General features: G+C 62.8%; 26 protein-coding genes and 1 tRNA gene. 14 read left to right on the top strand and 13 right to left on the bottom strand.

What is annotated here, in order from left to right; genetic code table 11:
• Positions 1-12: 12 nt before the first annotated feature.
• From galU (EGJ86_RS05880) to gorA, 4 genes are all read right to left on the bottom strand, one after another.
• Complete coding sequence (gene galU, locus EGJ86_RS05880) at positions 13-879, bottom strand: UTP--glucose-1-phosphate uridylyltransferase GalU (RefSeq protein WP_099524218.1); 867 nt, start codon at positions 877-879, stop codon at positions 13-15.
• Between the two features lie 169 nt (positions 880-1,048).
• Positions 1,049-1,429 (bottom strand): VOC family protein, encoded by a 381-nt coding sequence (locus EGJ86_RS05875; RefSeq protein WP_125834389.1) that lies wholly within the window; start codon positions 1,427-1,429, stop codon positions 1,049-1,051.
• Positions 1,430-1,431: 2 nt separating this feature from the next.
• On the bottom strand, positions 1,432-2,055 hold the full coding sequence (locus EGJ86_RS05870; RefSeq protein ID WP_003460159.1) for a trimeric intracellular cation channel family protein: 624 nt from the start codon (positions 2,053-2,055) through the stop codon (positions 1,432-1,434).
• 7 nt (positions 2,056-2,062) lie between these two features.
• Entirely contained in the window at positions 2,063-3,421 is a 1,359-nt protein-coding gene (gene gorA, locus EGJ86_RS05865; RefSeq protein ID WP_125834388.1) for a glutathione-disulfide reductase, read from the bottom strand.
• Between the two features lie 72 nt (positions 3,422-3,493).
• Between gorA and EGJ86_RS05860 the strand changes: the two genes are divergently transcribed.
• The gene (locus EGJ86_RS05860) at positions 3,494-3,916 is read left to right on the top strand and encodes a VOC family protein (RefSeq protein WP_125834387.1); all 423 of its coding nucleotides are present in this window, start codon (positions 3,494-3,496) and stop codon (positions 3,914-3,916) included.
• A gap of 48 nt (positions 3,917-3,964) precedes the next feature.
• Here EGJ86_RS05860 and galU (EGJ86_RS05855) read toward each other — a convergent pair whose 3' ends face one another.
• The 6 genes from galU (EGJ86_RS05855) to EGJ86_RS05830 all read right to left on the bottom strand — a co-directional run bounded on the left by galU (EGJ86_RS05855) (position 3,965) and on the right by EGJ86_RS05830 (position 7,920).
• Positions 3,965-4,804: a UTP--glucose-1-phosphate uridylyltransferase GalU gene (gene galU / locus EGJ86_RS05855; protein WP_003460169.1), complete on the bottom strand. Its 840-nt coding sequence runs from the start codon at positions 4,802-4,804 to the stop codon at positions 3,965-3,967.
• A gap of 42 nt (positions 4,805-4,846) precedes the next feature.
• Positions 4,847-6,208: a UDP-glucose/GDP-mannose dehydrogenase family protein gene (locus EGJ86_RS05850; protein ID WP_125834428.1), complete on the bottom strand. Its 1,362-nt coding sequence runs from the start codon at positions 6,206-6,208 to the stop codon at positions 4,847-4,849.
• 308 nt (positions 6,209-6,516) lie between these two features.
• On the bottom strand, positions 6,517-6,918 hold the full coding sequence (locus EGJ86_RS05845) for a type II TA system antitoxin MqsA family protein (RefSeq protein WP_125834386.1): 402 nt from the start codon (positions 6,916-6,918) through the stop codon (positions 6,517-6,519).
• Positions 6,919-6,920: 2 nt separating this feature from the next.
• A complete protein-coding gene (locus EGJ86_RS05840) occupies positions 6,921-7,217 on the bottom strand; it encodes a type II toxin-antitoxin system MqsR family toxin (protein WP_106732347.1) in 297 nt (98 codons plus the stop codon).
• A gap of 301 nt (positions 7,218-7,518) precedes the next feature.
• A tRNA-Ser gene (locus EGJ86_RS05835) sits at positions 7,519-7,608 on the bottom strand.
• Positions 7,609-7,701: 93 nt separating this feature from the next.
• Positions 7,702-7,920, bottom strand: coding sequence for a hypothetical protein (locus EGJ86_RS05830; RefSeq protein WP_125834385.1), 219 nt, complete (start codon positions 7,918-7,920; stop codon positions 7,702-7,704).
• Between the two features lie 187 nt (positions 7,921-8,107).
• On the opposite strand from EGJ86_RS05830, the gene EGJ86_RS05825 reads away from it, so the two are divergent.
• The gene (locus EGJ86_RS05825; RefSeq protein WP_125834384.1) at positions 8,108-8,797 is read left to right on the top strand and encodes a crotonase/enoyl-CoA hydratase family protein; all 690 of its coding nucleotides are present in this window, start codon (positions 8,108-8,110) and stop codon (positions 8,795-8,797) included.
• A 119-nt stretch (positions 8,798-8,916) separates the two neighbouring features.
• Here EGJ86_RS05825 and EGJ86_RS05820 read toward each other — a convergent pair whose 3' ends face one another.
• Positions 8,917-9,309 carry a hypothetical protein gene (locus tag EGJ86_RS05820; RefSeq protein WP_003460092.1) on the bottom strand — a complete coding sequence of 131 codons (393 nt, stop codon included), beginning with the start codon at positions 9,307-9,309 and terminating at the stop codon, positions 8,917-8,919.
• Positions 9,310-9,463: 154 nt separating this feature from the next.
• Between EGJ86_RS05820 and EGJ86_RS05815 the strand changes: the two genes are divergently transcribed.
• The 12 genes from EGJ86_RS05815 to cobA all read left to right on the top strand — a co-directional run bounded on the left by EGJ86_RS05815 (position 9,464) and on the right by cobA (position 25,088).
• Entirely contained in the window at positions 9,464-9,778 is a 315-nt protein-coding gene (locus tag EGJ86_RS05815; protein WP_125834383.1) for a transcriptional regulator, read from the top strand.
• Between the two features lie 387 nt (positions 9,779-10,165).
• On the top strand, positions 10,166-11,449 hold the full coding sequence (locus EGJ86_RS05810; RefSeq protein WP_112210028.1) for a CmpA/NrtA family ABC transporter substrate-binding protein: 1,284 nt from the start codon (positions 10,166-10,168) through the stop codon (positions 11,447-11,449).
• Between the two features lie 12 nt (positions 11,450-11,461).
• Positions 11,462-12,313: a nitrate ABC transporter permease gene (gene ntrB, locus EGJ86_RS05805; RefSeq protein WP_125834382.1), complete on the top strand. Its 852-nt coding sequence runs from the start codon at positions 11,462-11,464 to the stop codon at positions 12,311-12,313.
• 183 nt (positions 12,314-12,496) lie between these two features.
• Positions 12,497-13,288 (top strand): ABC transporter ATP-binding protein, encoded by a 792-nt coding sequence (locus EGJ86_RS05800; protein WP_017676827.1) that lies wholly within the window; start codon positions 12,497-12,499, stop codon positions 13,286-13,288.
• Positions 13,289-13,384: 96 nt separating this feature from the next.
• Positions 13,385-14,074 carry a polysaccharide lyase family 7 protein gene (locus EGJ86_RS05795; RefSeq protein WP_125834381.1) on the top strand — a complete coding sequence of 230 codons (690 nt, stop codon included), beginning with the start codon at positions 13,385-13,387 and terminating at the stop codon, positions 14,072-14,074.
• Between the two features lie 48 nt (positions 14,075-14,122).
• Positions 14,123-14,566, top strand: a complete 444-nt coding sequence (locus EGJ86_RS05790) for a thioesterase family protein (protein ID WP_125834380.1) — start codon at positions 14,123-14,125, stop codon at positions 14,564-14,566.
• Positions 14,567-15,269: 703 nt separating this feature from the next.
• Entirely contained in the window at positions 15,270-16,481 is a 1,212-nt protein-coding gene (locus tag EGJ86_RS05785) for a NarK/NasA family nitrate transporter (RefSeq protein WP_125834379.1), read from the top strand.
• Positions 16,482-16,597: 116 nt separating this feature from the next.
• Positions 16,598-18,265, top strand: coding sequence for a bifunctional protein-serine/threonine kinase/phosphatase (locus tag EGJ86_RS05780; protein ID WP_125834378.1), 1,668 nt, complete (start codon positions 16,598-16,600; stop codon positions 18,263-18,265).
• A 357-nt stretch (positions 18,266-18,622) separates the two neighbouring features.
• Entirely contained in the window at positions 18,623-21,079 is a 2,457-nt protein-coding gene (gene nirB, locus EGJ86_RS05775; protein WP_125834377.1) for a nitrite reductase large subunit NirB, read from the top strand.
• Positions 21,076-21,393: a nitrite reductase small subunit NirD gene (nirD, locus tag EGJ86_RS05770; protein ID WP_003460074.1), complete on the top strand. Its 318-nt coding sequence runs from the start codon at positions 21,076-21,078 to the stop codon at positions 21,391-21,393. The genes nirB and nirD overlap by 4 nt, the downstream gene beginning before the upstream one ends.
• A gap of 87 nt (positions 21,394-21,480) precedes the next feature.
• On the top strand, positions 21,481-24,198 hold the full coding sequence (locus EGJ86_RS05765; protein ID WP_125834376.1) for a nitrate reductase: 2,718 nt from the start codon (positions 21,481-21,483) through the stop codon (positions 24,196-24,198).
• 146 nt (positions 24,199-24,344) lie between these two features.
• A complete protein-coding gene (gene cobA, locus EGJ86_RS05760) occupies positions 24,345-25,088 on the top strand; it encodes a uroporphyrinogen-III C-methyltransferase (RefSeq protein ID WP_125834375.1) in 744 nt (247 codons plus the stop codon).
• A 115-nt stretch (positions 25,089-25,203) separates the two neighbouring features.
• Here cobA and EGJ86_RS05755 read toward each other — a convergent pair whose 3' ends face one another.
• On the bottom strand, positions 25,204-26,184 hold the full coding sequence (locus tag EGJ86_RS05755) for an OmpA family protein (protein ID WP_099524260.1): 981 nt from the start codon (positions 26,182-26,184) through the stop codon (positions 25,204-25,206).
• 107 nt (positions 26,185-26,291) lie between these two features.
• Entirely contained in the window at positions 26,292-26,882 is a 591-nt protein-coding gene (gene sigX / locus EGJ86_RS05750; protein ID WP_072423905.1) for an RNA polymerase sigma factor SigX, read from the bottom strand.
• Positions 26,883-26,947 lie beyond the last annotated feature (65 nt).

Raw genomic sequence — 26,947 nt, 5'->3', positions numbered from 1 at the left:
TTTCGCTGGCGTTCAGACGGCCTTCAGTTGCGGGCTCGCAGTCATCACTGGATGGGTCTTGTGGCGGTTCTCGAAGCAGAAGTTGGTGGCCTGCACGTAGCCTTCGGCCGAACCACAATCGAAGCGGCGACCCTTGAACTTGTAGGCCAGCACACAGCCCTGCTGGGCCTGCTTCATCAGCGCGTCGGTGATCTGGATTTCGCCGCTCTTGCCCGGCTCGGTCTGCTCGATCAACGAGAAGATGTCCGGTGTGAGGATGTAGCGGCCGATGATCGCCAGATTCGACGGTGCGTCTTCCGGGTTGGGCTTCTCCACCATGCTGTCGATGCGGAAGATATCGTCGCGCAGCGCCTCACCGGCAATCACGCCATAGCGCGAGACTTCGTCCATCGGCACCTCCTGGATGGCGACGATGGAGCAGCGGAACTGTTCGTAGAGCTTGACCATCTGGGTCAGCACGCCGTCGCCGTCAAGGTTCAGGCACAGGTCATCGGCCAGCACCACGGCGAAGGCCTCGTCGCCGATCAACGGGCGGCCGGTCAGAATGGCGTGGCCCAGGCCCTTCATTTCCACCTGACGGGTGTAGGAGAAGGTGCATTGATCGATCAGGTGACGAACACCACTGAGGGATTTTTCCTTGCCGGTGTTGGATATCTCGTGCTCCAGCTCGTAGCTGATATCGAAGTGATCCTCCAGCGAGCGCTTGCCACGACCGGTGACGATGGCGATTTCATTGAGCCCGGCCTGCAGTGCTTCTTCGACGCCGTACTGGATCAACGGGGTGTCGACCACCGGCAGCATTTCCTTGGGCATCGACTTGGTAGCGGGAAGAAAACGGGTGCCGTAACCGGCTGCGGGAAACAAACATTTCTTGATCATGAGTTCTATACCAATTGAGTGACTCGGTAATAGAACCTGACCCGTTTAGAACCTTTACGGTTCAAGATATTTCAGCAGGCGCCGTTTCGCTGCTGCACGTTTTGCGACGTTCGGCACCTCGACCTCAGCACGTGGATGCCGAGGTGCCGCTGCAAGCAAGAAGCCCTCCCTATGCGGGATAACGGCTCACTTCGATCAGATTGCCGTCCGGGTCGCGAAAGTACACCGACTCGATAGGGCCAATGGCGCCGGTGCGCGCCACCGGCCCCTCTTCTACTGTCACGCCCTGCTCGGCCAGATGAGCCATGACTCGCTCCAGCGGCCACAGGGTGATCAGGCACAGATCGATGGCGCCTGGGGTCGGCTTGATCGCCTTGGGCTCGAACTCACGCCCGGCCTGATGCAGATTGAATTTCTGCTGGCCAAATAGCAGAGCACGGCGCCCGGCGCCGAAACGCTCGTGGCGCATGCCCAGTACGCGCTGGTAAAAGTCGACGGTGGTGTCGATATCCGCCACCGTCAGTACCAGATGGTCCAGTCTCTCGATCATGCTCAATGCCTGTCCAGAAGATGAAAACGCGGCAACCCCAGGTGCCAGTGGATTGCCGCCAGACGAGCGGCCAGCACCACGAACATTGCCGCTGCGGTGTCGAGCCAGTGCGGCGTGCCCAGGGCACGCAGGCCGATAAAGGTCAGCGCGCCGGCGATGCAGGCCGTGGCGTAGATTTCCTTCTGGAAGATCAGCGGAATCTCGTTGCACAGCACGTCGCGAATCACCCCACCAACCACACCGGTCATCACCCCCATGATCACGGCGGTACTGATCGGCGTGCCGTGCTGCAGCGCCAGCTCGGTGCCATACACGGTGAACACGGCCAGACCGAAGGCGTCGGCGATCAACAGACCTTTCTCGTGAATAGGCCGGGTCATGCGCACCCAGGCCACCGTGCCCAGCGCCGCCAGGGAGGCGACCAGGATGTAGGTGTCATCGCGAATCCAGCTGACCGGATGATTGTCCAGAATCAGATCGCGCAGCGTGCCGCCGCCCAGCGCGGTGACGATGGCCATCACCAGCACGCCGAACAAGTCCATGGACTTGCGCCCCGCCATCAGCGCACCGGTGATGGCAAATACCGCCACGCCGAACAGGTCGGCGACATAGAAAAGCTTTTCCATGCTGTCCTCAGCGGCTGACCGGCGTACGCAGGGTGACGAACTCCTCGGCAGCGCTCGGGTGCACGCCGATGGTCTCATCGAAGATCTGCTTGGTCGCACCGGCTTTCAGCGCAACAGCCAGGCCCTGGACGATCTCGCCGGCCTCCGGGCCGACCATGTGGCAGCCGAGCACGCGGTCGCTGTCGGCATCGACCACCAGCTTCATCAGCGTGCGCTCGGGGTTCTCGGTCAGCGTCAGCTTCATCGGGCGGAAGCGGCTCTCGAAGATCTTCACCTTGTGCCCGTCCTCGATAGCCTGCTCCTCGCTGAGGCCAACGGTGCCGATGTTCGGCAGGCTGAACACGGCGGTGGGGATCATGCTGTAATCCAGCGGCCGGTACTCATCGGGTTTGAACAGCCGGCGCGCCACGGCCATGCCTTCGGCCAGTGCGACCGGGGTCAGCTGCACGCGGCCGATCACATCGCCAAGGGCGAGAATCGATTGCGCGGAGGTCTGGAACAGGTCGTCGACCTCGACGTAGCCGCGCTTGTCCAGTTTCACCTCGACGTTTTCCAGGCCGAGGTTATCGAGCAGCGGCCGGCGACCGGTGGCGTAGAACACGCAATCGGCCTCCAGTACGCGACCATCCTTGAGCGTCGCGGCCAGGCTGCCGTCAGCGTTGCGTTCGATGCTGGCGATGTCGGCGTTGAACTGCAGGTCCAGGCCCTTCTTGCTCAGTTCATCGCGCAGGTGCTCGCGCACCGCACCATCGAAGCCACGCAGGAACAGGTCACCGCGATACAGCAACGAAGTCTGCGCGCCCAGGCCATGGAAAATCGAGGCGAACTCCACGGCGATATAACCGCCGCCGACCACCAGTACGCGCTTGGGCAACTGCTTGAGGAAGAAGGCTTCGTTGGAGCTGATGGCGAGTTCGCGACCTGGAATGTCGGGAATCTGCGGCCAGCCGCCAGTGGCGATCAGAATGCGTTCAGTGCTATGACGCTGGCCGTTCACTTCGACGGTATGCGCATCGACGATACGCGCATGACCTTCGAACAGACTGACACCACTGTTGGTCAACAGGTTGCGGTAGATGCCATTGAGGCGTTCGATCTCGCGGTTCTTGTTGGCGATCAATGTCGCCCAGTCGAAATTCGCTTCCCCCAGCGACCAGCCGAAACCGGAGGCCTGCTCGAAGTCATCGGAGAAATGCGCGCCGTACACCAGCAACTTTTTCGGTACGCAACCGACATTGACGCAGGTGCCGCCCAGATAGCGGCTCTCGGCGACCGCAACGCGGGCACCATAACCAGCGGCGAAGCGCGCCGCACGTACGCCGCCGGAACCGGCGCCGATCACGAACAGGTCGAAGTCGTAACTCATGGGGTATCTCCTTGGCAGACGAGGAGCATACCGTAAAGGCCCGCGCTAAGCTGAACGCCGGAGGTGGAGAACATGCGCCCGACCCTGACTCATCTGGCCCTGCACGTCCCCGATCTCGACGCCTGCATCGCCTTCTATCAACGTTTCTGCGCCATGCAGGTGATCCACGAGCGCCCCGGCAAGGGCACACGCATCGTCTGGATGGCCGAGCCAGGCAAGGAACACCAGTTCATCTTCGTGATCATGCCGGGTGGGCAAGACCGCAGCCTGGCTGCCAATGACTACAGCCACTTCGGCTTTGCCCTGGGCAGCCGCGCAGAGGTCGATCGCATCGCCGCCATGGCCGAAGACGACGGCTGCCTGATCTGGGCACCACGCGACGAACCCTATCCGGTTGGCTATTACTGCGGCCTGCGCGACCCGGCCGGCAACTACGTCGAGTTCAGCTACGGCCAGCCGCTCGGGCCTGGCTCCGAGAAAATGCCCATCCCCTGAAATGCAAAACGCCACCCGAAGGTGGCGTTTCGTTTACCTGAAGGCGTATCAGAACGCCTTGCCGGTCTTGTACAGGTTCTCGAAGCAGAAGTTGGTCGCGTCGATGTAACCCTCGGCGCTGCCGCAATCGAAACGCTGGCCCTTGAACTTGTACGCCATCACACAGCCCTGCTGGGCCTGGCGCATCAGCGCATCAGTGATCTGGATTTCGCCACCCTTGCCCGGCGGCGTGCTGCGAATCAGATCGAAGATATCCGGGGTGAGGATGTAGCGACCGATGATCGCCAGGTTCGACGGCGCGTCCTCGGGCTTGGGCTTCTCCACCATGTTGCTGACACGGTAGATGTCATCGCGGATCATCTCGCCGGCGATCACGCCATACTTGGACGTCTCGTCCTTCGGCACTTCCTGAATCGCCACGATGGAGCAGCGGAACTGGTTGTACAGCTTGACCATCTGCGCCAACACGCTATCGCCTTCCAGGTTCAGGCACAGGTCGTCAGCCAATACCACAGCGAACGGCTCGTCACCGATCAGCGGCTGACCGCAGAGGATGGCGTGGCCCAGGCCTTTCATTTCGACCTGGCGGGTGTAGGAGAAGCTGCACTCGTCGATCAAACGACGGATGCCAACCAGGTACTTCTCCTTGTCGGTGCCCTTGATCTGGTGTTCGAGCTCGTAGCTCACGTCGAAATGGTCTTCCAGCGCACGCTTGCCGCGACCGGTGACGATGGAGATCTGGTTGAGGCCAGCCTCGAGTGCCTCTTCAACCCCATATTGAATCAGTGGCTTGTTCACCACCGGCAACATTTCCTTGGGCATTGCCTTGGTAGCAGGCAGGAAGCGCGTGCCGTAACCGGCAGCGGGGAACAGGCATTTCTTGATCATGGGACTCCCTAGTGGGGATGGTTGGAATGCGCGCTCAGTCTATCAAGCCGCGCTAGCCTTACAACTGCCGCTTGCAGGTCGACCGATGCCGCGATAAAGAAAACCCAGCTCCGCCAGCTGATCGGCGTCATAGATGTTGCGCCCGTCGAACAGCACCGGCATGCGCATCACGCCGCAAATACGCGGGAAGTCTGGCTGACGGAACTGCTTCCACTCCGTCACCAGCACCAGCGCATCGGCACCCTGGGCGACGGCATAGGGCGATTCGCTGAGCATCAACTGCCCCGCCTCCACGGCCGACGCATAGCGCGCAGCCACAGCTGCCGTGGCGGCAGGGTCGCAAGCCTGCACCTTGGCACCCGCCGTTAACAGCGCGTCGAGCAATACCAAACTGGGCGCCTCGCGCAGATCGTCAGTACCGGGCTTGAATGCCAACCCCCAGAGCGCGACGACCCGCCCCTGCAAGTGGCTATTGAAATGCTCGCGCAAAGCCTGGAACAGCAGCGTCTTCTGCAGCGCATTGCGCGCCTCGACCGCACGCAGGATGCCGGGCTCAATGCCCTCGTGCTCAGCCGTGCGGATCAACGCTTTCACATCCTTGGGAAAGCACGAACCGCCGTAGCCACAGCCGGCATAGATGAAGTGCGTGCCGATGCGCCGGTCGCTACCGATACCACGGCGTACCTCTTCGATATCCACACCAAGGCGCGCGCAGATGCCCGCCATCTCGTTGATAAAGGAAATCTTGGTCGCCAGAAAGGCATTGGCCGCGTACTTGCTGAACTCCGCAGCGCGCACGCCCATGCACAACAGGCGATCGTGATTGCGCAGAAATGGCGCATACAGCCGGCGTAGCAACTCGCGCCCACGCTCCTCGTCACAGCCGACAATCACCCGATCAGGGCGCATGAAATCCTCGACGGCAGAGCCTTCCTTGAGAAACTCCGGATTGCTCGCCACGGTCACCCGCGCCCGTTGCTCCCGACGCGCCAGACCAGCGTTGATGCGCTGCGCCACACGCTCAGCGGTGCCCACCGGCACCGTGGATTTGTCCACGACCAGGCACGCATGATCGAGCCGTTCACCCAGCTCGTCGGCAACCGCCAGCACATGGCTCAGATCGGCAGAACCGTCCTCGCCACTGGGCGTACCCACCGCAATGAAAATCACCTCGGCGCGACGGATGCCGGCCTTCAACTGCGAAGTGAAACTGAGCTGCCCACCGGCCAACTGCGCCTTGAGCATCGCCTCCAGGCCAGGTTCATAGATCGGTACCTCGCCTCGCGCAAGCATCGCGACGCGCTGCGGATCTCGCTCGACGCAGACCACCTGATTGCCCATCTCGGCAAAACAGGTGGCCGTCACCAAACCTACGTACCCTGCTCCAATCACGCATATCTGCATCGCAGCATCCTCCTGGCCGATGCTGCGATTGCAACCAATCGCGGTGGCAGCGATATGACGGAACGACGAAGGAATGATGACAGGCGTGTATGTACGCATCATGGGTACGCATAGCGTGAAAACTGTGGGGACCAGAAAAACAAAAGCCCCTGTAGGTTTACCTGCAGGGGCTTTGCGAAAGTGGTGGTGAAGAACAGATTCGAACCCGTTTCGGTAGCGTGTCAGTCCGTGCCAAACCCGCTCAATAGCGGCTTTCCGCTCCCCTCACCGGCTCGTTTCGTCGCTATTCGGTTCTATGATTTCGACACTCAACCGGCACGCAGCTCGTTGATCAACTCCGGGTGCCGGCCCAGGATCTTGAACAACTGCACCAGCGGTTGCGGTGCTTCCGTACTGCCTCGCTCGTAGCGAGAAAACGCATTCGGCCCACCGCCGAACAGCTCGGCCGCTTCACGCTGGCTCAACCGCAACTGCTTACGCACGCTGCGAATCAGCTCCTGATTGCCGTCCTGGGCGTTCACCTGCTGGCGAAACTCGTTCATGGCACGCATAACGCGCTCACTCTCAGCCGGCGCAGTCAGGGACTCGCCGCACGCATCGCACCAGTCAGCCGTTACTGCAGTAATTTGGGTGGTCTGCCCCTTGTAGGTGAAGGGCATATCGCGGGTGTCGTGAACCAGTTCCGCCCCGCCGCATACTGGACATTTCATGGTCACTTCTCCTTGAAGGAAACGATCAGCAGATCGGCCACCAGCGTGAACTTCAGATAGACCTGCCCGAATTCGGTGTCGGGTCGGTAAACGTCCTGCCAGCTAGTATGATCCGCATAGGTTGTCATGCTCTTGAAAAAGTCGCGGCTGTTCAGGGCACTGATGACGGCCAGCATGTCGGCCATCTCCATACCCAGCTCAGCGCCCCCTTCCAGGGCTACGCGGGTGAAGCGATAACGCTGATCGGCTACGGCCTGCTTCACCAGCTCAAGCTTGAAATGGGGTTTGCGCTTTTCCATGCCGCACAAAATAACCTTTTAGGTTAATCTCTTCAAGGGAGCCTCCATGCCAAACGACAAACGCCAGCAACTACGCAATCAGTTGCTGGCTGGTGCCGAATCCAAGCCAGCAAAGCCTGCCAACCAGCGATATTTCGCTAGCCTGCGCGAACGTGTACGGCACTCCAGGCAGTCACCTGCTCCATCGAATTGAAGCGAGCAGTTGGCTGATTAGCGTCTTGAGCCGAGAGAAGAGCGACAAGCCAGAAATCAAAAAGCCCCGAAAGCTTGTCAGCTTTCAGGGCTTTAGGTATTGCGAAAGTGGCGGTGAAGAAGAGATTCGAACTCTTGATACGGTTTCCCGTATACACACTTTCCAGGCGTGCTCCTTCAACCACTCGGACACTTCACCGGATCTCGACGTTTTGGCGTTTACCCCGTCGAGGCGCGCTAATGTAGTCGAATGTTTTCCCGATGGCAAATTTTTTTTAAAGGATTCATGCGCTTAAGAGCGCAGCGGGTTTTCCTCGTGCTCCTCGCACGGCAGCTCGTCGAAGCGCATGTGGCCGAATAGCAGAAAACCCAGGGACATGAACAGGCCCAAGCCGAATAGCAGCAGCACGCCGGATGGGCTGCGCAGGTAGAAGGTTTCGCTGAGCACGACCGATGCCAGCAGCAGGCCGATCACGGCAAGCATATAAAGGATGGAGTAGAGGGTGTTCATGGGGCAGCTCCTTCGGTTCGCCGCTCACCTTAAGGGCCTGGCTTTGCTTTCGACCAATTGCCATCCGGCATTGCCGCGATAGGCAAAAACACTGACCAGCCAGTCAGCCGCGGCGCTTTACCAGAGCGCTTCGGCTGAGTACCTTCTGCCCACATTCGCCCCCAAGGCTCTAACAAGGAAAACCGCCATGAGCGACCTGATCAGCTACCAACTCGACGACGGCATCGCCACCCTCACCCTGAGCAATGGCAAGGTCAACGCCATCTCGCCTGACGTGATCGCTGCGTTCAATGCCGCCCTCGACCGCGCCGAACAGGATCGCGCCATCGTCGTCATCACCGGCCAGCCGGGGATTCTTTCCGGCGGCTATGACCTGAAGGTGATGACCTCGGGCCCGCAGAATGCAATCAACCTGGTCGCTGCTGGCTCTACCCTGGCGCGGCGCATGCTCGCTCACCCCTACCCGATCATCGTCGCCTGTGCCGGTCATGCCGTGGCCAAGGGTGCGTTCATCCTGCTGTCGGCCGATTACCGTATCGGCGTGGAGGGTCCGTTCAATATCGGCCTGAATGAAGTGCAGATCGGCATGACCATGCACCACGTCGGTATCGAGCTGGCTCGTGATCGTCTGCGCAAGTCTGCGTTCCACCGTTCGGTGATCAATGGCGAGATGTTCGACCCGGCTGGCGCGGTAGATGCCGGCTTCCTGGACAAGGTGGTGCCGGCCGAGCAATTGCAGGCTACCGCTCAGGCGGTGGCGCAGCAGATGAAGAAGATCAACATGACCGCGCACAAGAACACCAAGCTGAAGGTGCGCAAGGCGCTGCTGGAAACCCTCGATGCCGCCATCGAGATGGACAAGCAACACCTGCTGTAAGCATTCGGTAACCCATAAATGAAAAGCGCCGCTTCCGTTGAGGTCGCGGCGCGTTTTCTTTGCGCGTCTAGCCAATTAACCCGCCGGCGAATGTCGGTGCGCGCGGCGCACCCTACGGGTCAGCCGGAATAATCCAGGGCCGTCCAGGCTCGGCTCAGGCCTTGCGCGAGCACGCAGCCGGGCTTGCTCAGTTGCTCGTTGAAGGCGGCCGGCAACAGCGTGGTTTCACCCTCTGCAGCGCCATGACGCTCGGTCAGCCACTGCAGCTTGCCGCAGTTGGGCGTTTCGATCACGTAACTGGCGGCAATGTTGGAGTGATGGCTGGGCAGTCGAATCACGTCGAGCACTATGCCCGTCTCCTCGACACGCTGGCCATCGGAGACCAGTACGGCCCAGGCCTGCTCGCCCTCGATCACCAGGTAGGCACCGTTGGCCTGTGGTCGATCAATCTGCGGTTGCGCGCAGCCGCTCAGCAGGGCCAATAGCACAATCGTCATCAGCATCTGTTGCATTGCCAATACCCCCTCGCAAGGCGCCCACCTTCAGGTGGTGGACGGGTTGTTGTCGCCTAAGTGAGGCCAATATCACCCAATACTGTTTATTTGTACAGTATTTTTCGATTAGGCTATATCGCAGGTAAATGATCGATTGCACAGGAGCGCCATCATGCTGGACGTACTGCAGCTAAAACACCGAGTGAACCGCATGCCGCTGGAGCGGGTACGCGAGATGGTCGAGGAACTACAGCTCGAGGGCATCGTCACCGAGAGCCACACCCCTTTCAATCGTCAGCACTTCAATACCTGCTTCGCCGAGATCGAGGCGCTGCTGCAGCGCGCCGGCTACCATCGGCAACTGGATGTGGTCGGCTACCAGGGTCTGGCCTATGCGCTGTTCGATCCGGCTCGCTGGGAAGCCGTCGAAGTGCTGCGCTGGCTGCGCGACTTCGTCGAGGAGGCGCGCGTTCAACCGGCGTCCTGAGAGTGCGCTACGAACCAAAAAGGCTCAGCGACGCCCGCTCATGCACGGCATTGGCTCAGAAGCATGTGGGGTGAGCCAAGCCTGCGCTCGCTCCACACACTTCAAAATTCTCTCAGAACACAGCTGCAACTTATTGATCCTAAACAGCTAGCCTCTGGAAAGCTGGTATCCGGCCACTACCTGTCAGGTGCCACATGCCGCTACTCGGCCGCTGCGCACAAAAGCTGGCAAGCCCCTTGCTAAGTCCCTGTCAACCATCCTGCGTAGCACGCCAACGGCGGCGGGCCGAGGATCACGGACAACGGCGTCCGTCAGGTCACCTTCCTCTCATTGAGGCGGCCTGGCGTACGCCGTTTTTTGTTTATGCGCCTGACAAGGATTAGACCCATGACCGATCGTGATTCGAACAAGCCCCTGGCCACCAGCCGCCGCAATTTCCTCAAGCAATCCATCGCCCTGGCCGGCGCCGTGAGCGGCATCGCCGCACTCGGCCTGTCGGCGCCGGCTTCGCTGCGCAGTGCAGCCTGGGCGGCCGGCTCCGACGCGCCGGAAAAAGCCGCGCTAAACGTCGGCTTCATTCCCCTGACCGATTGCGCTTCGGTGGTGGTCGCCGCCACCCAGGGTTTCGGCGAGAAGTACGGGCTGACCATCAATCCGAGCAAGGAGGCCTCCTGGGCCGGCGTGCGCGACAAGCTCAACACTGGCGAACTGGATGCTGCTCATGTGCTCTACGGCATGATGTACGGCGCTCAGCTCGGCCTGGCGGGGCCACAGCGGGACATGGCAGTGCTGATGGGGCTGAACCAGAATGGCCAGGCCATCACCCTGTCCAAGCAACTGCGTGAGGCCGGTGTGACCAACGGTGCGCAACTGGCCGAACACGTGAAAAAAGGCGGCAATCCGCTGACCTTCGCCCAGACATTCCCAACTGGTACCCACGCCATGTGGCTGTATTACTGGCTGGCCAGTGTCGGCATCAACCCCATGAGCGATGTGAAGACCATCGTCGTGCCGCCGCCGCAGATGGTCGCCAATATGCGTGTCGGCAACATGGATGGCTTCTGCGTCGGCGAGCCCTGGGGCGCGCGGGCGATCTTCGACAAGATCGGCTTCACCGCCACCACCACCCAGCAGATCTGGCCGGATCACCCGGAGAAGGTGCTTGGCACCACCCGCGCCTTTATCGAGCAGTATCCCAACGCGGCGCGCGCGCTGATCATGGCGATTCTCGATGCCAGCCGCTTCATCGAGGCCAGCGAGGAGAACCGCAAGAGCACCGCCAAGCTGATTTCCGGCAAGGCCTACGTCAACGCGCCGGTGCAGGTGATCGAGCCGCGCTTTCTCGCCCAGTACGAGGACGGCCTCGGCAACAGCTGGAAGGACGAACATGCCATGGCCTTCTGCAAGGACGGCAGCGTCAACTTTCCCTATCACTCCGACGGCATGTGGTTCCTCACCCAATTCAAGCGCTGGGGCCTGCTCAAGGATGCGCCGGATTACGCCGCCGTGGCCGCGCAGATCAACCAGACCGCGCTCTACGCCGAGGCTGCCAGCGCCCTCAAGCTGGCCGTGCCGAGCAGCCCGCTGCGCAGCAGCACGTTGATCGACGGCGTGGTCTGGGACGGCAGCAATCCGGCCGCCTACGCCGACTCCTTCGCCATCAAAGCCTGACCGGAGGTGACCATGAATGCGCCCCTGAAAACACCACTGCCGCCAATCGCCAAGCCGCGCCTCTCTGCGCAGGCCTTGCTACCCAGTGCCGCCGCACTGGGTAGCCTGCTCAAGGCCGGCATCGCCCCGCTGCTGGGTATCGTCGCCTTCATCGGCTTCTGGTCGCTGCTGGCGCAATACAGCGAGGGCCTGCCCGGCCCCTTGAGCACCTGGCAAGCCGCCCTGGTGCTGTTCGCTGATCCTTTCTACGACAACGGCCCCAACGACATGGGCATCGGCTGGAACATCCTCAACTCGCTCGGCCGCGTCGGGGTCGGCTTCGGCCTGGCGGCGCTGGTGGGCATTCCCCTGGGGTTCGCCATCGGCCGCTTCGCCTTTCTCGCGGGGATGCTGGCACCGATCATCAGCTTGCTGCGGCCGGTCTCGCCGCTAGCCTGGCTGCCGATCGGCCTGCTGGTGTTCGAGGCGGCCGGCCCGGCGTCGATCTGGGTCATTTTCATCAGCTCGATCTGGCCGATCATCCTCAACACCGCAGCCGGCGTGGCCAGCGTGCCGCAGGACTACCTGAACGTGGCCCGCGTACTCAAGCTGTCGGAGTTCAAGGTGCTGACGCGCATCCTGTTTCCCGCCGTGCTGCCGCACCTGATGACCGGCATCCGCCTGGCCATTGGCGTGGCCTGGCTGGTGATCGTCGCCGCCGAGATGCTCACCGGCGGCATTGGTCTGGGCTTCTGGGTGTGGGACGAATGGAACAACCTCAACGTCGAGCACATTCTCATCGCCATCATCATCGTCGGCCTGGTGGGCCTGGCGCTGGAGCAGATGCTGCTGTTGATCGCCAAACGCTTTGACTACGCAAGCTGAAGAGGCGCATTCGCCCAACCCCGTAGCCCGGATGCAATCCGGGAACGCGATCTCCGTTTCCCCGGATTGCATCGGGGCTACGCAAGCTTACAAATCAGTTCAATAGTAGACGCCAAGTCGTTGTTTTAAATTAAAGTGCCTCTGACTAAATCCGGGGCACAGCGCCAGAACGGGAGAACTCCGATGGACAAATTCGTGGAGCTGACCGCTGTCAGCAAGCACTTCGACACCAAGAAAGGCCGCTTCCAGGCACTGGCAGACGTCAACCTGAGCATCGCCCGCGGCGAGTTCGTCGCACTGATCGGCCACTCCGGCTGCGGCAAATCCACCGTGCTCAACCTGATCGCCGGCCTGCTCGACGCCAACGAAGGCGGGCTGATCTGCAATGGCCGCGAGATCGACGGCCCCGGCCCCGAACGCGCCGTGGTGTTCCAGAACCACAGCCTGCTGCCCTGGATGACCTGCTTCGGCAACGTCCACCTGGCCGTGGAAAAGGTCTTCGGCGCGCGCGAAAGCAAGGCCCAGCTCAAGGCCCGCACCGAGCAGGCGCTGAACATGGTCGGCCTCAGCCATGCCATGCACAAGCATCCCAACGAGATCTCTGGCGGCATGAAGCAGCGCGTCGGCATCGCCCGTGCCCTGGCCATGGAGCCCAAGGTGCTGCTGATGGACGAGCCGTTCGGCGCCCTCGATGCCCTGACCCGTGCACATCTGCAGGACGAGCTGCTGCGCATCGTCGGGCAGACCCAGAGCACCGTGGTGATGGTCACCCATGACGTCGACGAGGCCGTGCTCCTGTCCGATCGCATCGTGATGATGACCAACGGCCCGGCCGCCACCGTCGGCGAAATCCTCGCCGTCGACCTGCCGCGCCCGCGCGACCGCCTGGCGCTGGCCAATGACTCGCAGTACCACGCCTACCGTACCGCCGTGCTGGAGTTTCTCTACCAGCGCCAGCAGCGCCCGGCCGCCTGAGGGTCAAAACCGCTCTGGCTCAAGGGCTGGGGCGGCGGAACCTCTGGCCCTTTGCAGGGACGAACAAGGGCCCTCAACCGACAAGCAGAGAACCCCGTGCTCGACCTCACCACCTGGAATCTGTCGATTCCCACCGAACCAGCGCCGACCACTATCACCACCGAACGGCTGAATAACAGCTATACAAGTCGTTACTTTCGGCGCAATGCCGACGGCAGCGTGACCTTCTGGGTGCCGGTCACCGGCTCGACCACAGCCGATACCCGCTATCCACGCAGCGAGCTACGCGAAACCCAGCACGACGGCAGACTCGACAACTGGCTACATGCCAGTTCGGACAGCTACCTCAGCGCCGTGCTGCAGGTTGATCAGGTGCCCAGTCGCAACAAGGTGGTGATCGGCCAGATCCACAGTACCGACGTGCCGGGCAGCCAGAACGACCCGCTGCTCAAGCTGCAATATCACTATCGACGTGGCGTTGGCCGGGTGGAGCTGCTGCTGCGCGCTCGCCCAGGCGACAGCGACGTGCAAAACATTCTGCTGGCCGAGAACATCCAGCTTGGCGAGCGCTTCGGCTACGACCTGCGCGTCACGCCCAGCGGACGCATCGGCATCAGCGTGGCCAGCACCGATGGCGACAATGGCTCGCTCTACCGCCAGTTGAGCAGCAGTTGGAGCAAGCAGTACCTGTACTTCAAGGCGGGCGCCTATATCCAGGACAATTCCGGAGCGGATAGCGAAGGTGGTCGCGTCACGTTCTATCACCTCAACAGCCTGCACCGCTGAGGAACGCGGCGGTTTACAATCGCCGCCCTCCTAGACGAAGGCTCGACCATGGCACGCCTGACCCTCGATTTTCCCGAAGACCAGTACTGCTACAGCACTCACCTGACCGTGCGCGTTACCGACATCAACGGTGCCAACCATCTGGGCAATGACTCGATGATCTCGATGATTTCCGAGGCACGCGCCCGTTTCCTCTTCGAGTTCGGCATTCGCGAAACCGACGGCAAAGGCACTGGCATCATCGTCACCGACCTGGCCACCACCTACAGGGCCGAGGCCCATGCCCGCGACCAGCTGCTGTTCGAGGTCGGCGTGATGGATTTCAACCGATATGGCGGTGATATCACCTTCCGCATCACCCGTCCGGCTGACGGCACGCTGGTGGCCATGGCCAAGTCCGGCTTCGTGTTCTTCGATTATCGTCAGTCGAAGGTGGTGCCGATGCCGGAAGCCTTCAGCGCCAAGTTCCCCAAGGTCAATCGGCTCGACTGACTCAGCGATTCCAATGCTTCAGGGCCCCGGGCGAACAGGCGTCTGGCAAAACTTGCACAGTTATTGCTGCTAATAACGTGACACATTGTCATTCGTCTGCTACGCCTAGGTCAGAACAGAAAAAAGGGGGGATCGAGGATGACCGACACCTACCGCCGTGCCCGTCAGGCGGGGCTGCTCAGCAATCTGCTGGCACTCGCCCTGCTGACCGCGCCGCTACCCACTCACGCAACCAGCGTTGCCCAACTTTCCAGCGTCCAGTCTCAAGCCACTCTCAGTACGCAGCGATCGCCCCATTCGGGGGCATAGACGGCGCAAACGCCTCGTTTTACGGCAGTACTGCGCGTATTGAAGGTGCGTAGCACCTGATCCCAGGGCCTCTGCTCGGTTGGCTCGGCTCTTGCTTATTCCCTCGCACCAGGTAGCCAACGGCGGCCACCTCCCTCACGACAAAGACGTCGCCTCACCTCGCCTTCATGGCCTGTGGTGAAGCGGCGTTTTTTTTTTCGTGTTCGCCCCAGTGACCGGGGCCGGCGCAGGCATCGCGATCCGAGCCTGCACCGCAATCGCGCAAACCTGCTGTGGCTTCGGCCGCAGGGCCCTGCACCACAAGTGCACGGCCTTCCCGGCAGGCGCGGCCGCCGTGTCCACGACCACGGTTCGCCGCGCCTGGCCGGGCTCCTTCTCGCTGATGAGGTGATCGATGAATACAAGTTTCTGGAAAGCCGGCCACGCCCCCACCCTGTTTGCCGCCTTCCTCTATTTCGACCTGAGCTTCATGGTCTGGTACCTGCTCGGCCCACTGGCGGTGCAGATCGCTACCGACCTCGACCTCAACGCCCAGCAACGCGGCCTGATGGTGGCCACGCCGATTCTCGCCGGCGCCGTGCTGCGTCTGCTGATGGGCTTTCTCGCCGACCGCCTGTCGCCGAAGACCGCCGGCCTGCTCGGCCAGGTGGTGGTGATCGTCGCGCTGTTCTGCGCCTGGCAGATCGGCATCGGCAGCTACGAGCAGGCGCTGCTGCTCGGCCTGTTCCTCGGCTTCGCCGGCGCCGCCGTCGCCGTGGCCGTGCCGCGGGCCGCACAGTGGTACCCGGCGCAGCATCAGGGCAAGGCCATGGGCATTGCCGGCGCCGGTAACTCCGGTACCGTGCTGGCGGCGTTGTTCGCCCCCGGCCTGGCCGCGCTGTCCGGCTGGCAGAACGTGTTCGGCTGGGCGCTGATCCCGCTGCTGGCGACCCTGGTGATCTTCGCCCTGGTGGCCAAGAATGCGCCGGAGCGACCCAAGCCCAAGGCCTTCGGCGACTACCTCAAGGCCCTCGGCGATCGCGACAGCTGGTGGTTCATGTTCTTCTACAGCGTCACCTTCGGCGGCTTCATCGGCCTGGCCAGCGCCCTGCCCGGCTACTTTAGCGACCAGTACGGGCTGAACCCGGTGACCGCCGGTTACTACACCGCCGCCTGCGTCTGCGCCGGCAGCCTGCTGCGCCCGCGGGGCGGCGCTCTGGCCGACCGCATCGGCGGCATTCGTACACTGCTGATGATGTATACCATCGCCTCGCTGTGCATTGCCGTGGTGGGCTTCAACCTGCCCAGCGCGACCGCTGCCCTGGCCTTTTTCGTCGCAGCCATGCTCGGCCTTGGTGCTGGCAATGGCGCGGTGTTCCAGCTGGTACCGCAGCGCTTTCGCAGGGAAATCGGCGTGATGACCGGGTTGATCGGCATGGCCGGCGGCATCGGTGGTTTCTTCCTCGCTGCAGGCCTGGGCACCATCAAGCAACATACCGGCGACTACCAGCTGGGCCTCTGGCTGTTCGCCAGCCTCGGCGTGCTGGCCTGGATCGGTCTGCATGGGGTCAAGCAGCGCTGGCGCACCACCTGGGGTAGCGCCGCGGTGACCGCCGCACGGGTGTGAGCGAGTTCTCGACGACCGGCCACACTCCGTAGGGTGCGCCGCGCGCCCCAGCGATTTGCGTCGAATCTGGTGCGCACGGCGCACTCTACGGTCCAAAGATCTACGGAAACCGCATCATGGCCCTGCAACTGAGCATCGGCGAAACCAGCGCCACCGGCCCGCGCAGCGAGAACCAGGACGCCCTGCGTGTGGTTACCCCGGCGCCAGCCCTGGCTGCCAGCAAGGGCTACCTGCTCGGTCTGGCCGATGGCGTCAGCCAGTGCGCCGACGGCGGCCTGGCCGCACGTGCGACCCTGCAGGCGCTGGCTCTGGACTACTACTCCACCCCGGAAACCTGGCCGGTTCAGCACAGCCTGGACCGCCTGCTCATTGCGCATAACCGCTGGCTACAGGCCAACGGCGGCGGCCAGCCGCTGCTGACCACCCTCACCGCCCTGGTGCTGCGCGGGCGGCGCTACACCCTGGCGCATATCGGCGACAGCCGCGCCTACCTGTGGCGCAACGGCCAGCTGCTGCGCCTGACCGAGGACCATGTGTGGGAACAGCCGGGCATGCAGCACGTGCTCAAGCGCGCCATGGGGCTGGATCAACACCTGGTGGTGGACTACCGCGACGGCGAGCTGCAGGCCGGCGACCGTTTCCTGCTGGTCAGCGACGGGGTCTGGGCCTGCCTCAGCGACAAGCGCATCGGCGAGCTGCTGCAACAGGGCGACGACGCCGAAGCGATCTGCCAGGCACTGGTCGACGAAGCGCATCACGCCGGCAGCCAGGACAACGCCAGCGCCCTGCTGGTGCACGTCGAGCAGCTCCCAGAAGCCGCGCTGGCCGACACCCTGGCCCAACTCGAACATTGGCCTCTGCCGCCGCGCCTGCGTGAAGGCCAGGAGTTCGAAGGCTGGCAGGTCGAAGGCCTGCTCGGCGAATCGCGCCAGTCGCTGATCTACCGGGTGCGCGATGCTGACAACCTGCCCTGGCTGCTCAAGACCCTGCCGCCCAGCCGCGCCGGCGAGGAACAGGCCGGCCCGGCGCTGTTGCAGGAGGAATGGTTCCTGCGCCGCGTCGCCGGTCGCCACTTCCCCGAGTTGCATGCTCTACCGCAGCGCCAGCATCTGTATTACGTGCAGCGCGAATATGCCGGCCAGACCCTGGCCACGCGCCTACGCCAGCACGGCCCGCTGAGCCTGGCCGACTGGCAGGACCTGGCCCCGCGCCTGATCAAGGCGCTCGGCCTGTTGCACAGGCGCAATATCATCCACCGCGACATCAAGCCGGAGAACCTGCTGCTCGGCGACGACGGCGAGCTGCGTGTGCTGGACTTCGGCCTGGCCTACTGTCCGGGCCTGACCCGCGACGAGGCGCATGCCCTGCCCGGCACGCCCAGCTATATCGCCCCGGAAGCCTTCGCCGGCAGCCCGCCCAGCGCCCAGCAGGATCTCTACGCCGCCGGCGTGACCCTCTATCACCTGCTTACCGGTCACTATCCCTATGGCGAGGTCGAGGCCTTTCAGTATCCGCGCTTCGGCCAGCCGACCCCGGCCAGCCGCTATCGCCCGGACTTGCCTGCCTGGCTCGATGAGGTGTTGAACCGCGCGGTAGCCGCCGCCCCAGCGCAGCGCTTCGAGACCGCCGAGGAGTGGCTGCTGGCACTGGAAAGTGGCGAGCGCCAGTCCCTGAACAACCGCCCACGACCGCTGCTGGAGCGCGAGCCGCTGCTGGTGTGGCGCAGCGTGGCGCTGGTGTCGCTGCTGCTCAACCTGCTGCTGGCGTTCCTGCTGCTCAAATAGCCCACCCCGCACCAAAGCAGCGCAAAACGCATCTCAACGGTGCATAAACCCAACCTACAGCGCCAGCCAAGTGACTGAAAAGCCTGAAAAACCGTGACCTGATCGAGTTGGCACAAGGGCTGCATTCATAACTACCACAAACCACATAAAGCGCGACCTTCAACGACGAAGGCTGCACTTCCCGATAGAACGGGACCTGGACAAAGGCGTCCTCGCTAGGTGACTAGCGGGACGCCTTTTTTGTTTTTTTATGGCCTGCCATCCCTGGCGGCCACTCTTCGAGCCGTCGCGGAGCGACGTTAAAAATTGCTCCCGACAATTTTTTCGACCGTGATTTTTCTTCAGGAGATGGCCGGCATGCAAAAACTCAAGCTGGTGATGATCGGCAACGGCATGGCGGGTGTACGCACCCTCGAGGAGCTGCTCAAGCTCGCCCCCGATCTCTACGACATCACCGTGTTCGGCGCCGAGCCGCACCCCAACTACAACCGCATCCTGCTCTCGCCGGTACTGGCCGGCGAGCAGACCTTCGAGGAGATCGTGCTCAACGATCTCAACTGGTACGCGGAAAACGACATCAAGCTGCTGCTCGGGCGCAAGGTGGTCAAGATCGACCGCAAGAAGCGCTTGGTCATCGCCGACGATGGCAGCGAGGCCGAGTACGACCGCCTGCTCATCGCCACCGGCTCCAACCCCTTTATCCTGCCGATTCCGGGTAAGGACCTGCAGGGCGTGATCGGCTATCGCGACATCGCCGACACCCAGATGATGATGGACACCGCCAAGACTCATAAGCACGCAGTGGTCATCGGCGGCGGCCTGCTCGGCCTGGAAGCGGCCAACGGCCTCAAGCTGCGCGGCATGGATGTCACCGTGGTGCATATCGGCGACTGGCTGCTGGAGCGCCAGCTCGATAGCACCGCAGGCCGTTTGCTGCAGAAATCCTTGGAAGACCGCGGCCTGAAGTTCCTTCTGCCCAAGCACACCGCCGAGCTGCTGGACAACGGCGAAGGCCGCGTCTGTGCGGTGAAGTTCAAGGATGGCGAAGTGATTCCCGCCGACCTGGTGGTGATGGCCGCCGGCATCCGCCCCAACAGCGAACTGGCCGAGAGCGCCGGCATCGCCTGCAACCGCGGCATCCTGGTCAACGACACCATGCAGACCTATGACCCGCGTGTCTACGCCATCGGCGAATGTGCCAGTCACCGCGGCATCGCCTATGGTCTGGTGGCGCCGCTGTTCGAGCAGGCCAAGGTCTGCGCCAACCACCTGGCCCAGCTCGGTTTCTCCCGCTATCAGGGCTCGGTAACCTCGACCAAGCTCAAGGTCACCGGCATCGACCTGTTCTCCGCCGGCGAATTTATGGGCGGTGAAGGCACCGAGACCATCACCCTTTCCGACCCCATCGGCGGCGTGTACAAGAAGCTGGTGATCAAGGACGACGTGCTGGTCGGCGCCTGCCTGTACGGCGACACCGCCGACGGCGGCTGGTACTTCCGCCAGATCCGCGAGAACCACAACGTCAGCGAGATCCGCGACCACCTGATGTTCGGCGAAGGCGCCATCGGCGACGTCGGCCACCAGGGCGCCGACAAGACCGCCAACATGCCCGACAGCATGGAAATCTGCGGCTGCAACGGCGTGTGCAAGGGCACCATCGTCAAGGCCATCCAGGAGAACGGGCTGTTCTCGGTCGACGAGGTGAAGAAGCACACCAAGGCCGCCAGTTCCTGCGGCTCCTGCGCCGGCCTGGTGGAGCAGATCCTGATCAGCACGGTCGGCGGCGCCGCCGACGTCAAGCCCAAGAGCGAGAAGGCCATCTGCGGCTGCAGCGACCTCAACCACGGGCAGATTCGCAAGGCCATCCGCGAGCAGCACCTGACGTCCATGGCGCAGACCATGGCCTTTCTCAACTGGAGCACGCCCAACGGCTGCGCCACCTGCCGTCCGGCGCTGAACTACTACCTGATCTCCACCTGGCCGGGCGAGGCCAAGGACGACCCGCAGTCGCGCCTGATCAACGAACGCGCCCACGCCAATATCCAGAAGGACGGCACCTACTCGGTGGTGCCGCGCATGTGGGGCGGCGTGACCAATCCCTCCGAGCTGCGCCGCATCGCCGATGTGGCCGACAAGTACAACGTACCCATGGTCAAGGTCACCGGCGGCCAACGCATCGACCTACTGGGCATCAAGAAAGACGACCTGCCAGCGGTGTGGAAGGATCTGGACATGCCCTCCGGCCACGCCTACGGCAAGTCCATCCGCACGGTGAAGACCTGCGTCGGCAGCGAGTTCTGCCGCTTCGGCACGCAGAACTCCACCCAGCTGGGCATCGACCTGGAGCACGACCTGTTCAACATGTGGTCACCGCACAAGGTCAAGCTGGCGGTCTCCGGCTGCCCGCGCAACTGCTCCGAGGCCGGCATCAAGGACGTCGGCATCATTGGTGTGGACTCCGGCTTCGAGATGTATATCGGCGGTAACGGCGGGATCAAGACCGAGGTGGCCGAGTTCTTCGTCAAGGTCAAGACCGCCGAGGAAGTGCGCGAGTACAACGCCGCCTTCCTCCAGCTGTACCGCGAGGAGGCCTTCTACCTCGAGCGCACCGTGCACTACCTGCAGCGCGTCGGCATGGAGCACATCAAGAAGGCGGTGCTGGAGGACGAGGCCAACCGCAAGGCCCTAGCCGCACGCCTGCACTACGCCCTGTCGTTCGAGCAGGACCCGTGGAAGGAGCGCATCGAGACGCCGCAACTGAAGAAAGAGTTCGACACCATCAAGGTCGTGCAAATCGAGGAGGCCACCGTATGAACTGGCTGGATATCTGCGCCCTGGAAGAGATCAACGTGCTCGGCTCGCGCATCATCGCCGGGCCGAAAGGCGATATCGCCATCTTCCGCACCAGTAACGATGAAGTATTCGCCCTCGACGACCGCTGCCCGCACAAGGGCGGGCCGCTGTCCCAGGGGCTGATCTACGGCAAGCGCGTGGCCTGCCCGCTGCATAACTGGCAGATCGAGCTGGAGTCCGGCGAGGCCGTGGCGCCGGACGTGGGCTGCGCCCATCGGCACCATGCCAAGGTGGAGAGCGGCCGCGTGTTGCTGGCATTCGCGCAACGCAACTAGCCAGCCCTGTAGGAGGCGCTTCAGCGGCGACGGTCGCGGCTGAAGCCCCTCCCACCAGAACTTCCCCGCGCCTCAGGAGCTCCGAACATGGCCAGCCCCACTCAAGTCACCGCCTCCACCTGCTGCTACTGCGGCGTGGGCTGCGGCGTGCTGATCGAGCACGACGGCGAGAAGATTCTCGGCGTCGCCGGCGATCCCAGCCACCCGGCCAACTTCGGCAAACTGTGCAGCAAGGGTTCGACCCTGCACCTGACTGGCGACCTTGATGCCCGCGCCCTGTACCCCGAGCTGCGCCTGGGCAAAGGCCTGGCCCGCACCCGCACGGACTGGGACAGCGCCCTGGACCACGCCGCGGCGGTGTTCGCCGAGACCATCCGCGAGCACGGCCCGGACAGCGTGGCCTTCTATATTTCCGGCCAGTTGCTGACCGAGGATTACTACGCCTTCAACAAGCTGGCCCGCGCCCTGGTCGGCACCCACAATATCGACTCCAACTCGCGCCTGTGCATGTCCAGCGCGGTGGTCGGCTACAAGCGCAGCCTCGGCGCCGACGCCCCGCCCTGCAGTTACGAAGACATCGAGCGAAGCGACTGCCTGCTGATCGCCGGCTCCAACATGGCCTACGCCCACCCGGTGCTGTTCCGTCGTCTGGAAGAAGCCAAGGCGCGCCGTCCGGAGATGCAGATCATCGTCGTCGACCCACGGCGCACCGACACCTGCGAGCTAGCCGATCTGCACCTGGCGATCCTGCCCGGCACCGACGTGGCGCTGTTTCACGGCATCCTGCATATCCTGCTGTGGGAAGGCTGGATCGACCGCCGCTATATCGACGCCCATACCGAAGGCTTCGAGGCGCTGAAGAACCTGGTGCGCGACTACAGCCCGGCGGCCACCGCCGATATCTGCGGCATCAGCCTGGACAGCCTGCAGCGCTGCGCCGAGCTGATCGGCAAGGCGCCCTCCTTCCTTTCTCTGTGGTGCATGGGGCTCAATCAGTCCTCGTCCGGCAGCGCGAAGAACAGCGCGCTGATCAACCTGCACCTGGCCACCGGACAGATCGGCAGGCCCGGCGCCGGCCCCTTCTCGCTGACCGGCCAGCCCCACGCCATGGGCGGCCGCGAGACCGGCAGCCTGAGCAACCTGCTGCCGGGCCACCGCGAGGCGGGCAACGCCGAACACCGCGCCGAAGTCGCCGCCTACTGGGGCGTCGACGCCCTGCCGGAGACGCCGGGGCTGTCCGCCATCGAGCTGTTCGATGCGGTGCACGACGGCCGCATCAAGGCGCTGTGGATCGCCTGCACCAATCCGGCGCAGTCGCTGCCGAACCAGAACAAGGTGCACGAGGCTCTGGCCGCCTGCCCCTTCGTTGTCGTTCAAGAGGCCTTCTTCACCACCGAGACCTGCCGCTACGCCGACCTGCTGCTGCCCGCCGCCAGCTGGGGCGAGAAGGAAGGCACGGTGACCAACTCCGAGCGCCGCGTCAGCCATGTGCGCCGCGCCGTGCCAGCGCCCGCAGAGGCGCGGCCCGATTGGTCGATCACCTGCGACTTCGCCCGTCGCCTGGAACCCCTGCTCCGCCCCGGCCTGCCCAGCCTGTTCGATTTCGCCGACAGCGAAGCGCTGTTCGAGGAATACAAGCACCTGACCGCCCAGCGCGACCTCGACCTCTCGGGGCTGAGCTACGCGCTGCTCGATGACCGAGGTCCCCAGCAATGGCCGTTCCCGTCCGGCGCACGCCACGGCACCGCGCGGCTCTATGCCAATGGCCGCTTCCCCACGGCCAGCGGGCGCGCGCAGTTTCATGCCGACCCCTACCGTGCGCCGAAGGAAAAGCGCGAGGCGCGTTACTCGCTGACCCTCAATACCGGTCGCCTGCGCGATCAGTGGCACGGCATGAGCCGCACCGGCACCGCCGCGCGCCTGTTCGGCCATGTCGAGGCCGCCGTGCTCGGCCTGCACCCGGACGAGCTGCGTCGTCGTCGCCTGCAGGACGGCGATCTGATCAAGCTGCGCAGCCGTCGCGGCAGCCTGATCCTGCCGGTACAAACCGACGAATCGGTGCGCCCCGGTCAGGCCTGGCTTCCGATGCACTGGGGCGATCGCTTCCTCAAGGGTTTGGGCACCAACGTTCTGACCCAGCCGGCTTTCGATCCGTTATCCAAACAACCGGAGCTCAAGCATGCTGGTGTCGAGGTGGACAAGGTCGAGCTGCCCTGGCAGCTGTTCGCCCTGGTTGAGGGCGAGGTGCAGAGCCGCTTCGAGGCCCTACGCCCGCTGTTCGAGGAGTTCGCCTACGCCAGCCTCACCCCCACCGGCCGCGCGCGCCCCGCGCGGCTGCTCCGCGCCGCCAGCGCCGTGGCGCCGCAGCCAGAGCTGCTGGCGCAGATCGACCGCCTGCTGCGCCTGAATGAAGGTCCGGTGCTGGCCTACGACGACCCGCGCCGTGCAGTAGGCAAGCGTGTGCGTATCAAGGATGGCCGCATCGTCAGCATCCGCCTGGCCGGCGAAACCGCCGCCAGCGAGTGGCTCAGAAGCCTGTGGCTGGACGGCCAGGCCGACGCCGAGCTGCGTCGCTGGCTGCTCGCCCCGGTCTCCGCGCCGCCGGGCAATGCAGTCGCCAACACGCGCGGCAAGACCCTGTGCAACTGCCTGAACGTCAGCGAAGGCGCGGTGTGCGCGGGCATCGCACGCGGCCTGGACCTGGACGGCCTCAGGCAGGAGCTCAAGTGCGGCACCAGCTGCGGCTCCTGCGTACCCGAAATCAAACGTCTGCTGGCTCAACAGCCCACTGCAGTGAACGCATGAGTTGATCGTACCCACGCTCTGCGTGGGTACGCAGCCCGAGACGCTCCGCGTCTCATGGGACGCAGCGCGTCCCCCGAATCCTTTCCACGCCGGAGCGTGGGAACCAGCGGCAAACGCCGGCACGTGACACGAGAGAGGTGGTGAACATGAGTGCAAAAGTCTGGCTGGTAGGTGCGGGCCCAGGTGATCCCGAGCTGCTGACCCTCAAGGCGGTCAAGGCGCTGAACCAGGCCGAGATCGTGATGATCGACGATCTGGTCAACCCGGCCGTGCTCGAGCACTGCCCCGGCGCGCGTATCGTCTCGGTGGGCAAGCGCGGCGGTTGTCGCTCCACCCCGCAGGCCTTCATCCATCGCCTGATGCTGCGCTATGCGCGCCAGGGCAAATGCGTGGTGCGCCTCAAAGGCGGTGATCCGTGCATCTTCGGCCGCGGCAGCGAGGAAGCCGACTGGCTCGGCGAGCACGGCATCGAAGTGGAGATGGTCAACGGCATCACCGCCGGGCTGGCCGGCGCCACCAACTGCGGTATTCCTTTAACCTTGCGTGGTGTGGCTCGCGGCGTCACCTTGGTCACTGCCCATACTCAGGATGACAGCTCATTGAACTGGACAGCCCTGGCCCAAAGCGGCACGACATTGGTGGTCTATATGGGCGTGGCCAAGTTGGCGGACATTCGTGACGGCCTGCTCGCTGGCGGCATGAGCAATGAGATGCCGGTAGCGATGATCGAGAACGCCTCGCTGCCCGAGCAACGCGAATGCCGCAGCCACCTCGCAACGATGCAGGACGACGCGATGGCCTTCGCTCTGAAAAGCCCGGCCATTCTGGTGATCGGCGAAGTCGCCCGCGCCAGCACCCAGATCAGCATGCCCCTGCTCCTGCATGCGTGAATGCTTCACGCACCTGCGAGGCCGTTGTTTGCCCGTCGCCCCCTCGGCGGGCTTTTTTATTCCAGAAAAGAAAAAACCCGGCCGAGGCCGGGTTTTTCTTAAAGCACCAGAAGCATTACTGCTTAACTTGGGCTTCTACTTCAGCTTCAACGCGACGGTTGATAGCGCGACCAGCGTCGGTGGCGTTGTCAGCAACCGGACGGGTTTCACCGTAACCGGCAGTGCTCACGCGGCTACCGTCAACACCGTACTGGTTAACCAGTACTTCACGAACGGCGTTTGCACGACGCTCGGACAGTTTCTGGTTGTAAGCGTCGCTACCAACGGAGTCGGTGTGACCTTCAACAGTGGTGGTGGTCTGCGGGTACTGATTCATGAAGTCAGCCAGGTTCTTGATGTCGCCATAGCTTTCTTCTTTGACGCGGTCTTTGTCGAAGTCGAACTTGACGTCCAGCTCAACGCGAACAGCTTCCATTACCGGCTCAGGAGCAGGCTCTGGCATCGGCTCAGGTGCAGCAGCTACGACCGGAGCCGGAGCAGGCTTGCTGCCACCACCGAAGTTCAGACCAACACCCACGCCAGCTTGCCACTCGGTGTCGCCCTGGTCGATGTTGTACAGAGCGTCAACGCCAGCACGGGCGTAGAACATTTCGGTGAAGTAGTACTTGGCACCAGCGCCAGCGATAGCCAGGGTGGAGTGGTTGCGACCACCGCTGTTGGCATCACCGATGCTCTGATGGCCGAAACCGGCAGAGACGTACGGACGCAGACCAACACCCGGCTGACCGAAGTGGTAGATGGCCTTCAGGTCGGTCAGGTTGCCCTTGATGTTTTTGCTGCCTTGCGAACCTTCGCCACGCAGGTCGTGGTATTCGCCGTAGGACAGCGCCAGTTCGACGTCGTCAGTCAGGTAGTAGCCGATGCTGCCACCGAACAGGTTGCCTTCGTTGTGCGCGTAATCACGCTGAACGTCGGTGAAGTAGCGATTGACGAAGCCCTCCACCTCGACGGCGCCTTGGCCTTGCGCCAGCGCGCCGAAGGAGGTTGCGGCAACGAGAGAGCCAATGACTACGCCCAAGGTGTTTTTTACTTTCATCCGTTAAATCCCCATCTTGGTGGTTAATAAGTCACCGTTAATTCAGTCGGCAACTTGTTGGCGATTTTATCAGGTTTCGCCACTCCCTTAGTGGTCGGAATGCTGAACTAAGTTTCGGAGGTTTCCGAAAATTTATCCCGCAACCGATCCAATGCTCGCTTGTAGCGCATTTTTGTTGCGCTCAAGCCCATGTGCATGATGTCAGCAATCTCTTGAAACTCGAGCTCTGCGACAAAACGTAGCACTAGAATCTCGCGATCGATCGGGTTGACGTGAACCAACCAGCGATCCAGACCGCCTCGCTCCTCGACTTTGGGTGTCTTGTCGTCGGAAGCTTCTTCGAGCGGGTCCAAACTTAAGGCGTCAACCAATCGACGCTTTCGCCGCTCTTTTCGATACTGAGTAATGCATTCGTTATAAGTAATGCTGTAAAGCCAGGTCTTGAACTTGGATTTACCCTCAAAGTTCTTAAGGCCATAGAGAACTTTGAGCATCACCTCCTGACAGACATCATCGGCATCCCTTTCGTTCCCTAAATAACGTGCACAAACGTTAAATAATGTGCGCTGGTAGCGCCTCATCAGCTCTTCATAAGCACGAGTTATATGAAAAAGCTCGTCGTGGGCGCGCGCCACCAGCTCTTCATCAGTGAGCTCGCGGGGGTCATAGCGCGTGGGCAAGGGCTGGGCTTTGTTCAAAACGAGTCGGGCCGACGGTCAGGACGAAAAGCGCCCGGCAGGTCACGCCTGTCGGGCAGCTGCAT

This window comes from Pseudomonas sp. o96-267 (assembly GCF_003935465.1).
GTDB lineage: Bacteria > Pseudomonadota > Gammaproteobacteria > Pseudomonadales > Pseudomonadaceae > Aquipseudomonas > Aquipseudomonas sediminis.
Note: the sequence above shows the minus strand (reverse complement) of the source record. Positions and strands in the feature narration are given on the sequence as shown.

What these genes read in the sequence shown, in the direction of transcription:
- cobA (WP_125834375.1), top strand. Translation starts at nt 24,345, where the DNA reads ATGAGTGCAAAAGTCTGGCTGGTAGGTGCGGGCCCAGGTGATCCCGAG.
- nirD (WP_003460074.1), top strand. Translation starts at nt 21,076, where the DNA reads ATGAACTGGCTGGATATCTGCGCCCTGGAAGAGATCAACGTGCTCGGC.
- nirB (WP_125834377.1), top strand. Translation starts at nt 18,623, where the DNA reads ATGCAAAAACTCAAGCTGGTGATGATCGGCAACGGCATGGCGGGTGTA.
- ntrB (WP_125834382.1), top strand. Translation starts at nt 11,462, where the DNA reads ATGAATGCGCCCCTGAAAACACCACTGCCGCCAATCGCCAAGCCGCGC.
- gorA (WP_125834388.1), bottom strand. Translation starts at nt 3,421, where the DNA reads ATGAGTTACGACTTCGACCTGTTCGTGATCGGCGCCGGTTCCGGCGGC.
- EGJ86_RS05825 (WP_125834384.1), top strand. Translation starts at nt 8,108, where the DNA reads ATGAGCGACCTGATCAGCTACCAACTCGACGACGGCATCGCCACCCTC.
- galU (WP_099524218.1), bottom strand. Translation starts at nt 879, where the DNA reads ATGATCAAGAAATGTTTGTTTCCCGCAGCCGGTTACGGCACCCGTTTT.
- EGJ86_RS05755 (WP_099524260.1), bottom strand. Translation starts at nt 26,184, where the DNA reads ATGAAAGTAAAAAACACCTTGGGCGTAGTCATTGGCTCTCTCGTTGCC.
- EGJ86_RS05815 (WP_125834383.1), top strand. Translation starts at nt 9,464, where the DNA reads ATGCTGGACGTACTGCAGCTAAAACACCGAGTGAACCGCATGCCGCTG.
- EGJ86_RS05840 (WP_106732347.1), bottom strand. Translation starts at nt 7,217, where the DNA reads ATGGAAAAGCGCAAACCCCATTTCAAGCTTGAGCTGGTGAAGCAGGCC.
- EGJ86_RS05860 (WP_125834387.1), top strand. Translation starts at nt 3,494, where the DNA reads ATGCGCCCGACCCTGACTCATCTGGCCCTGCACGTCCCCGATCTCGAC.
- EGJ86_RS05875 (WP_125834389.1), bottom strand. Translation starts at nt 1,429, where the DNA reads ATGATCGAGAGACTGGACCATCTGGTACTGACGGTGGCGGATATCGAC.
- EGJ86_RS05845 (WP_125834386.1), bottom strand. Translation starts at nt 6,918, where the DNA reads ATGAAATGTCCAGTATGCGGCGGGGCGGAACTGGTTCACGACACCCGC.
- EGJ86_RS05790 (WP_125834380.1), top strand. Translation starts at nt 14,123, where the DNA reads ATGGCACGCCTGACCCTCGATTTTCCCGAAGACCAGTACTGCTACAGC.
- EGJ86_RS05810 (WP_112210028.1), top strand. Translation starts at nt 10,166, where the DNA reads ATGACCGATCGTGATTCGAACAAGCCCCTGGCCACCAGCCGCCGCAAT.
- EGJ86_RS05765 (WP_125834376.1), top strand. Translation starts at nt 21,481, where the DNA reads ATGGCCAGCCCCACTCAAGTCACCGCCTCCACCTGCTGCTACTGCGGC.
- EGJ86_RS05785 (WP_125834379.1), top strand. Translation starts at nt 15,270, where the DNA reads ATGAATACAAGTTTCTGGAAAGCCGGCCACGCCCCCACCCTGTTTGCC.
- EGJ86_RS05780 (WP_125834378.1), top strand. Translation starts at nt 16,598, where the DNA reads ATGGCCCTGCAACTGAGCATCGGCGAAACCAGCGCCACCGGCCCGCGC.
- EGJ86_RS05820 (WP_003460092.1), bottom strand. Translation starts at nt 9,309, where the DNA reads ATGCAACAGATGCTGATGACGATTGTGCTATTGGCCCTGCTGAGCGGC.
- EGJ86_RS05830 (WP_125834385.1), bottom strand. Translation starts at nt 7,920, where the DNA reads ATGAACACCCTCTACTCCATCCTTTATATGCTTGCCGTGATCGGCCTG.
- EGJ86_RS05800 (WP_017676827.1), top strand. Translation starts at nt 12,497, where the DNA reads ATGGACAAATTCGTGGAGCTGACCGCTGTCAGCAAGCACTTCGACACC.
- EGJ86_RS05870 (WP_003460159.1), bottom strand. Translation starts at nt 2,055, where the DNA reads ATGGAAAAGCTTTTCTATGTCGCCGACCTGTTCGGCGTGGCGGTATTT.
- galU (WP_003460169.1), bottom strand. Translation starts at nt 4,804, where the DNA reads ATGATCAAGAAATGCCTGTTCCCCGCTGCCGGTTACGGCACGCGCTTC.
- EGJ86_RS05850 (WP_125834428.1), bottom strand. Translation starts at nt 6,208, where the DNA reads ATGCAGATATGCGTGATTGGAGCAGGGTACGTAGGTTTGGTGACGGCC.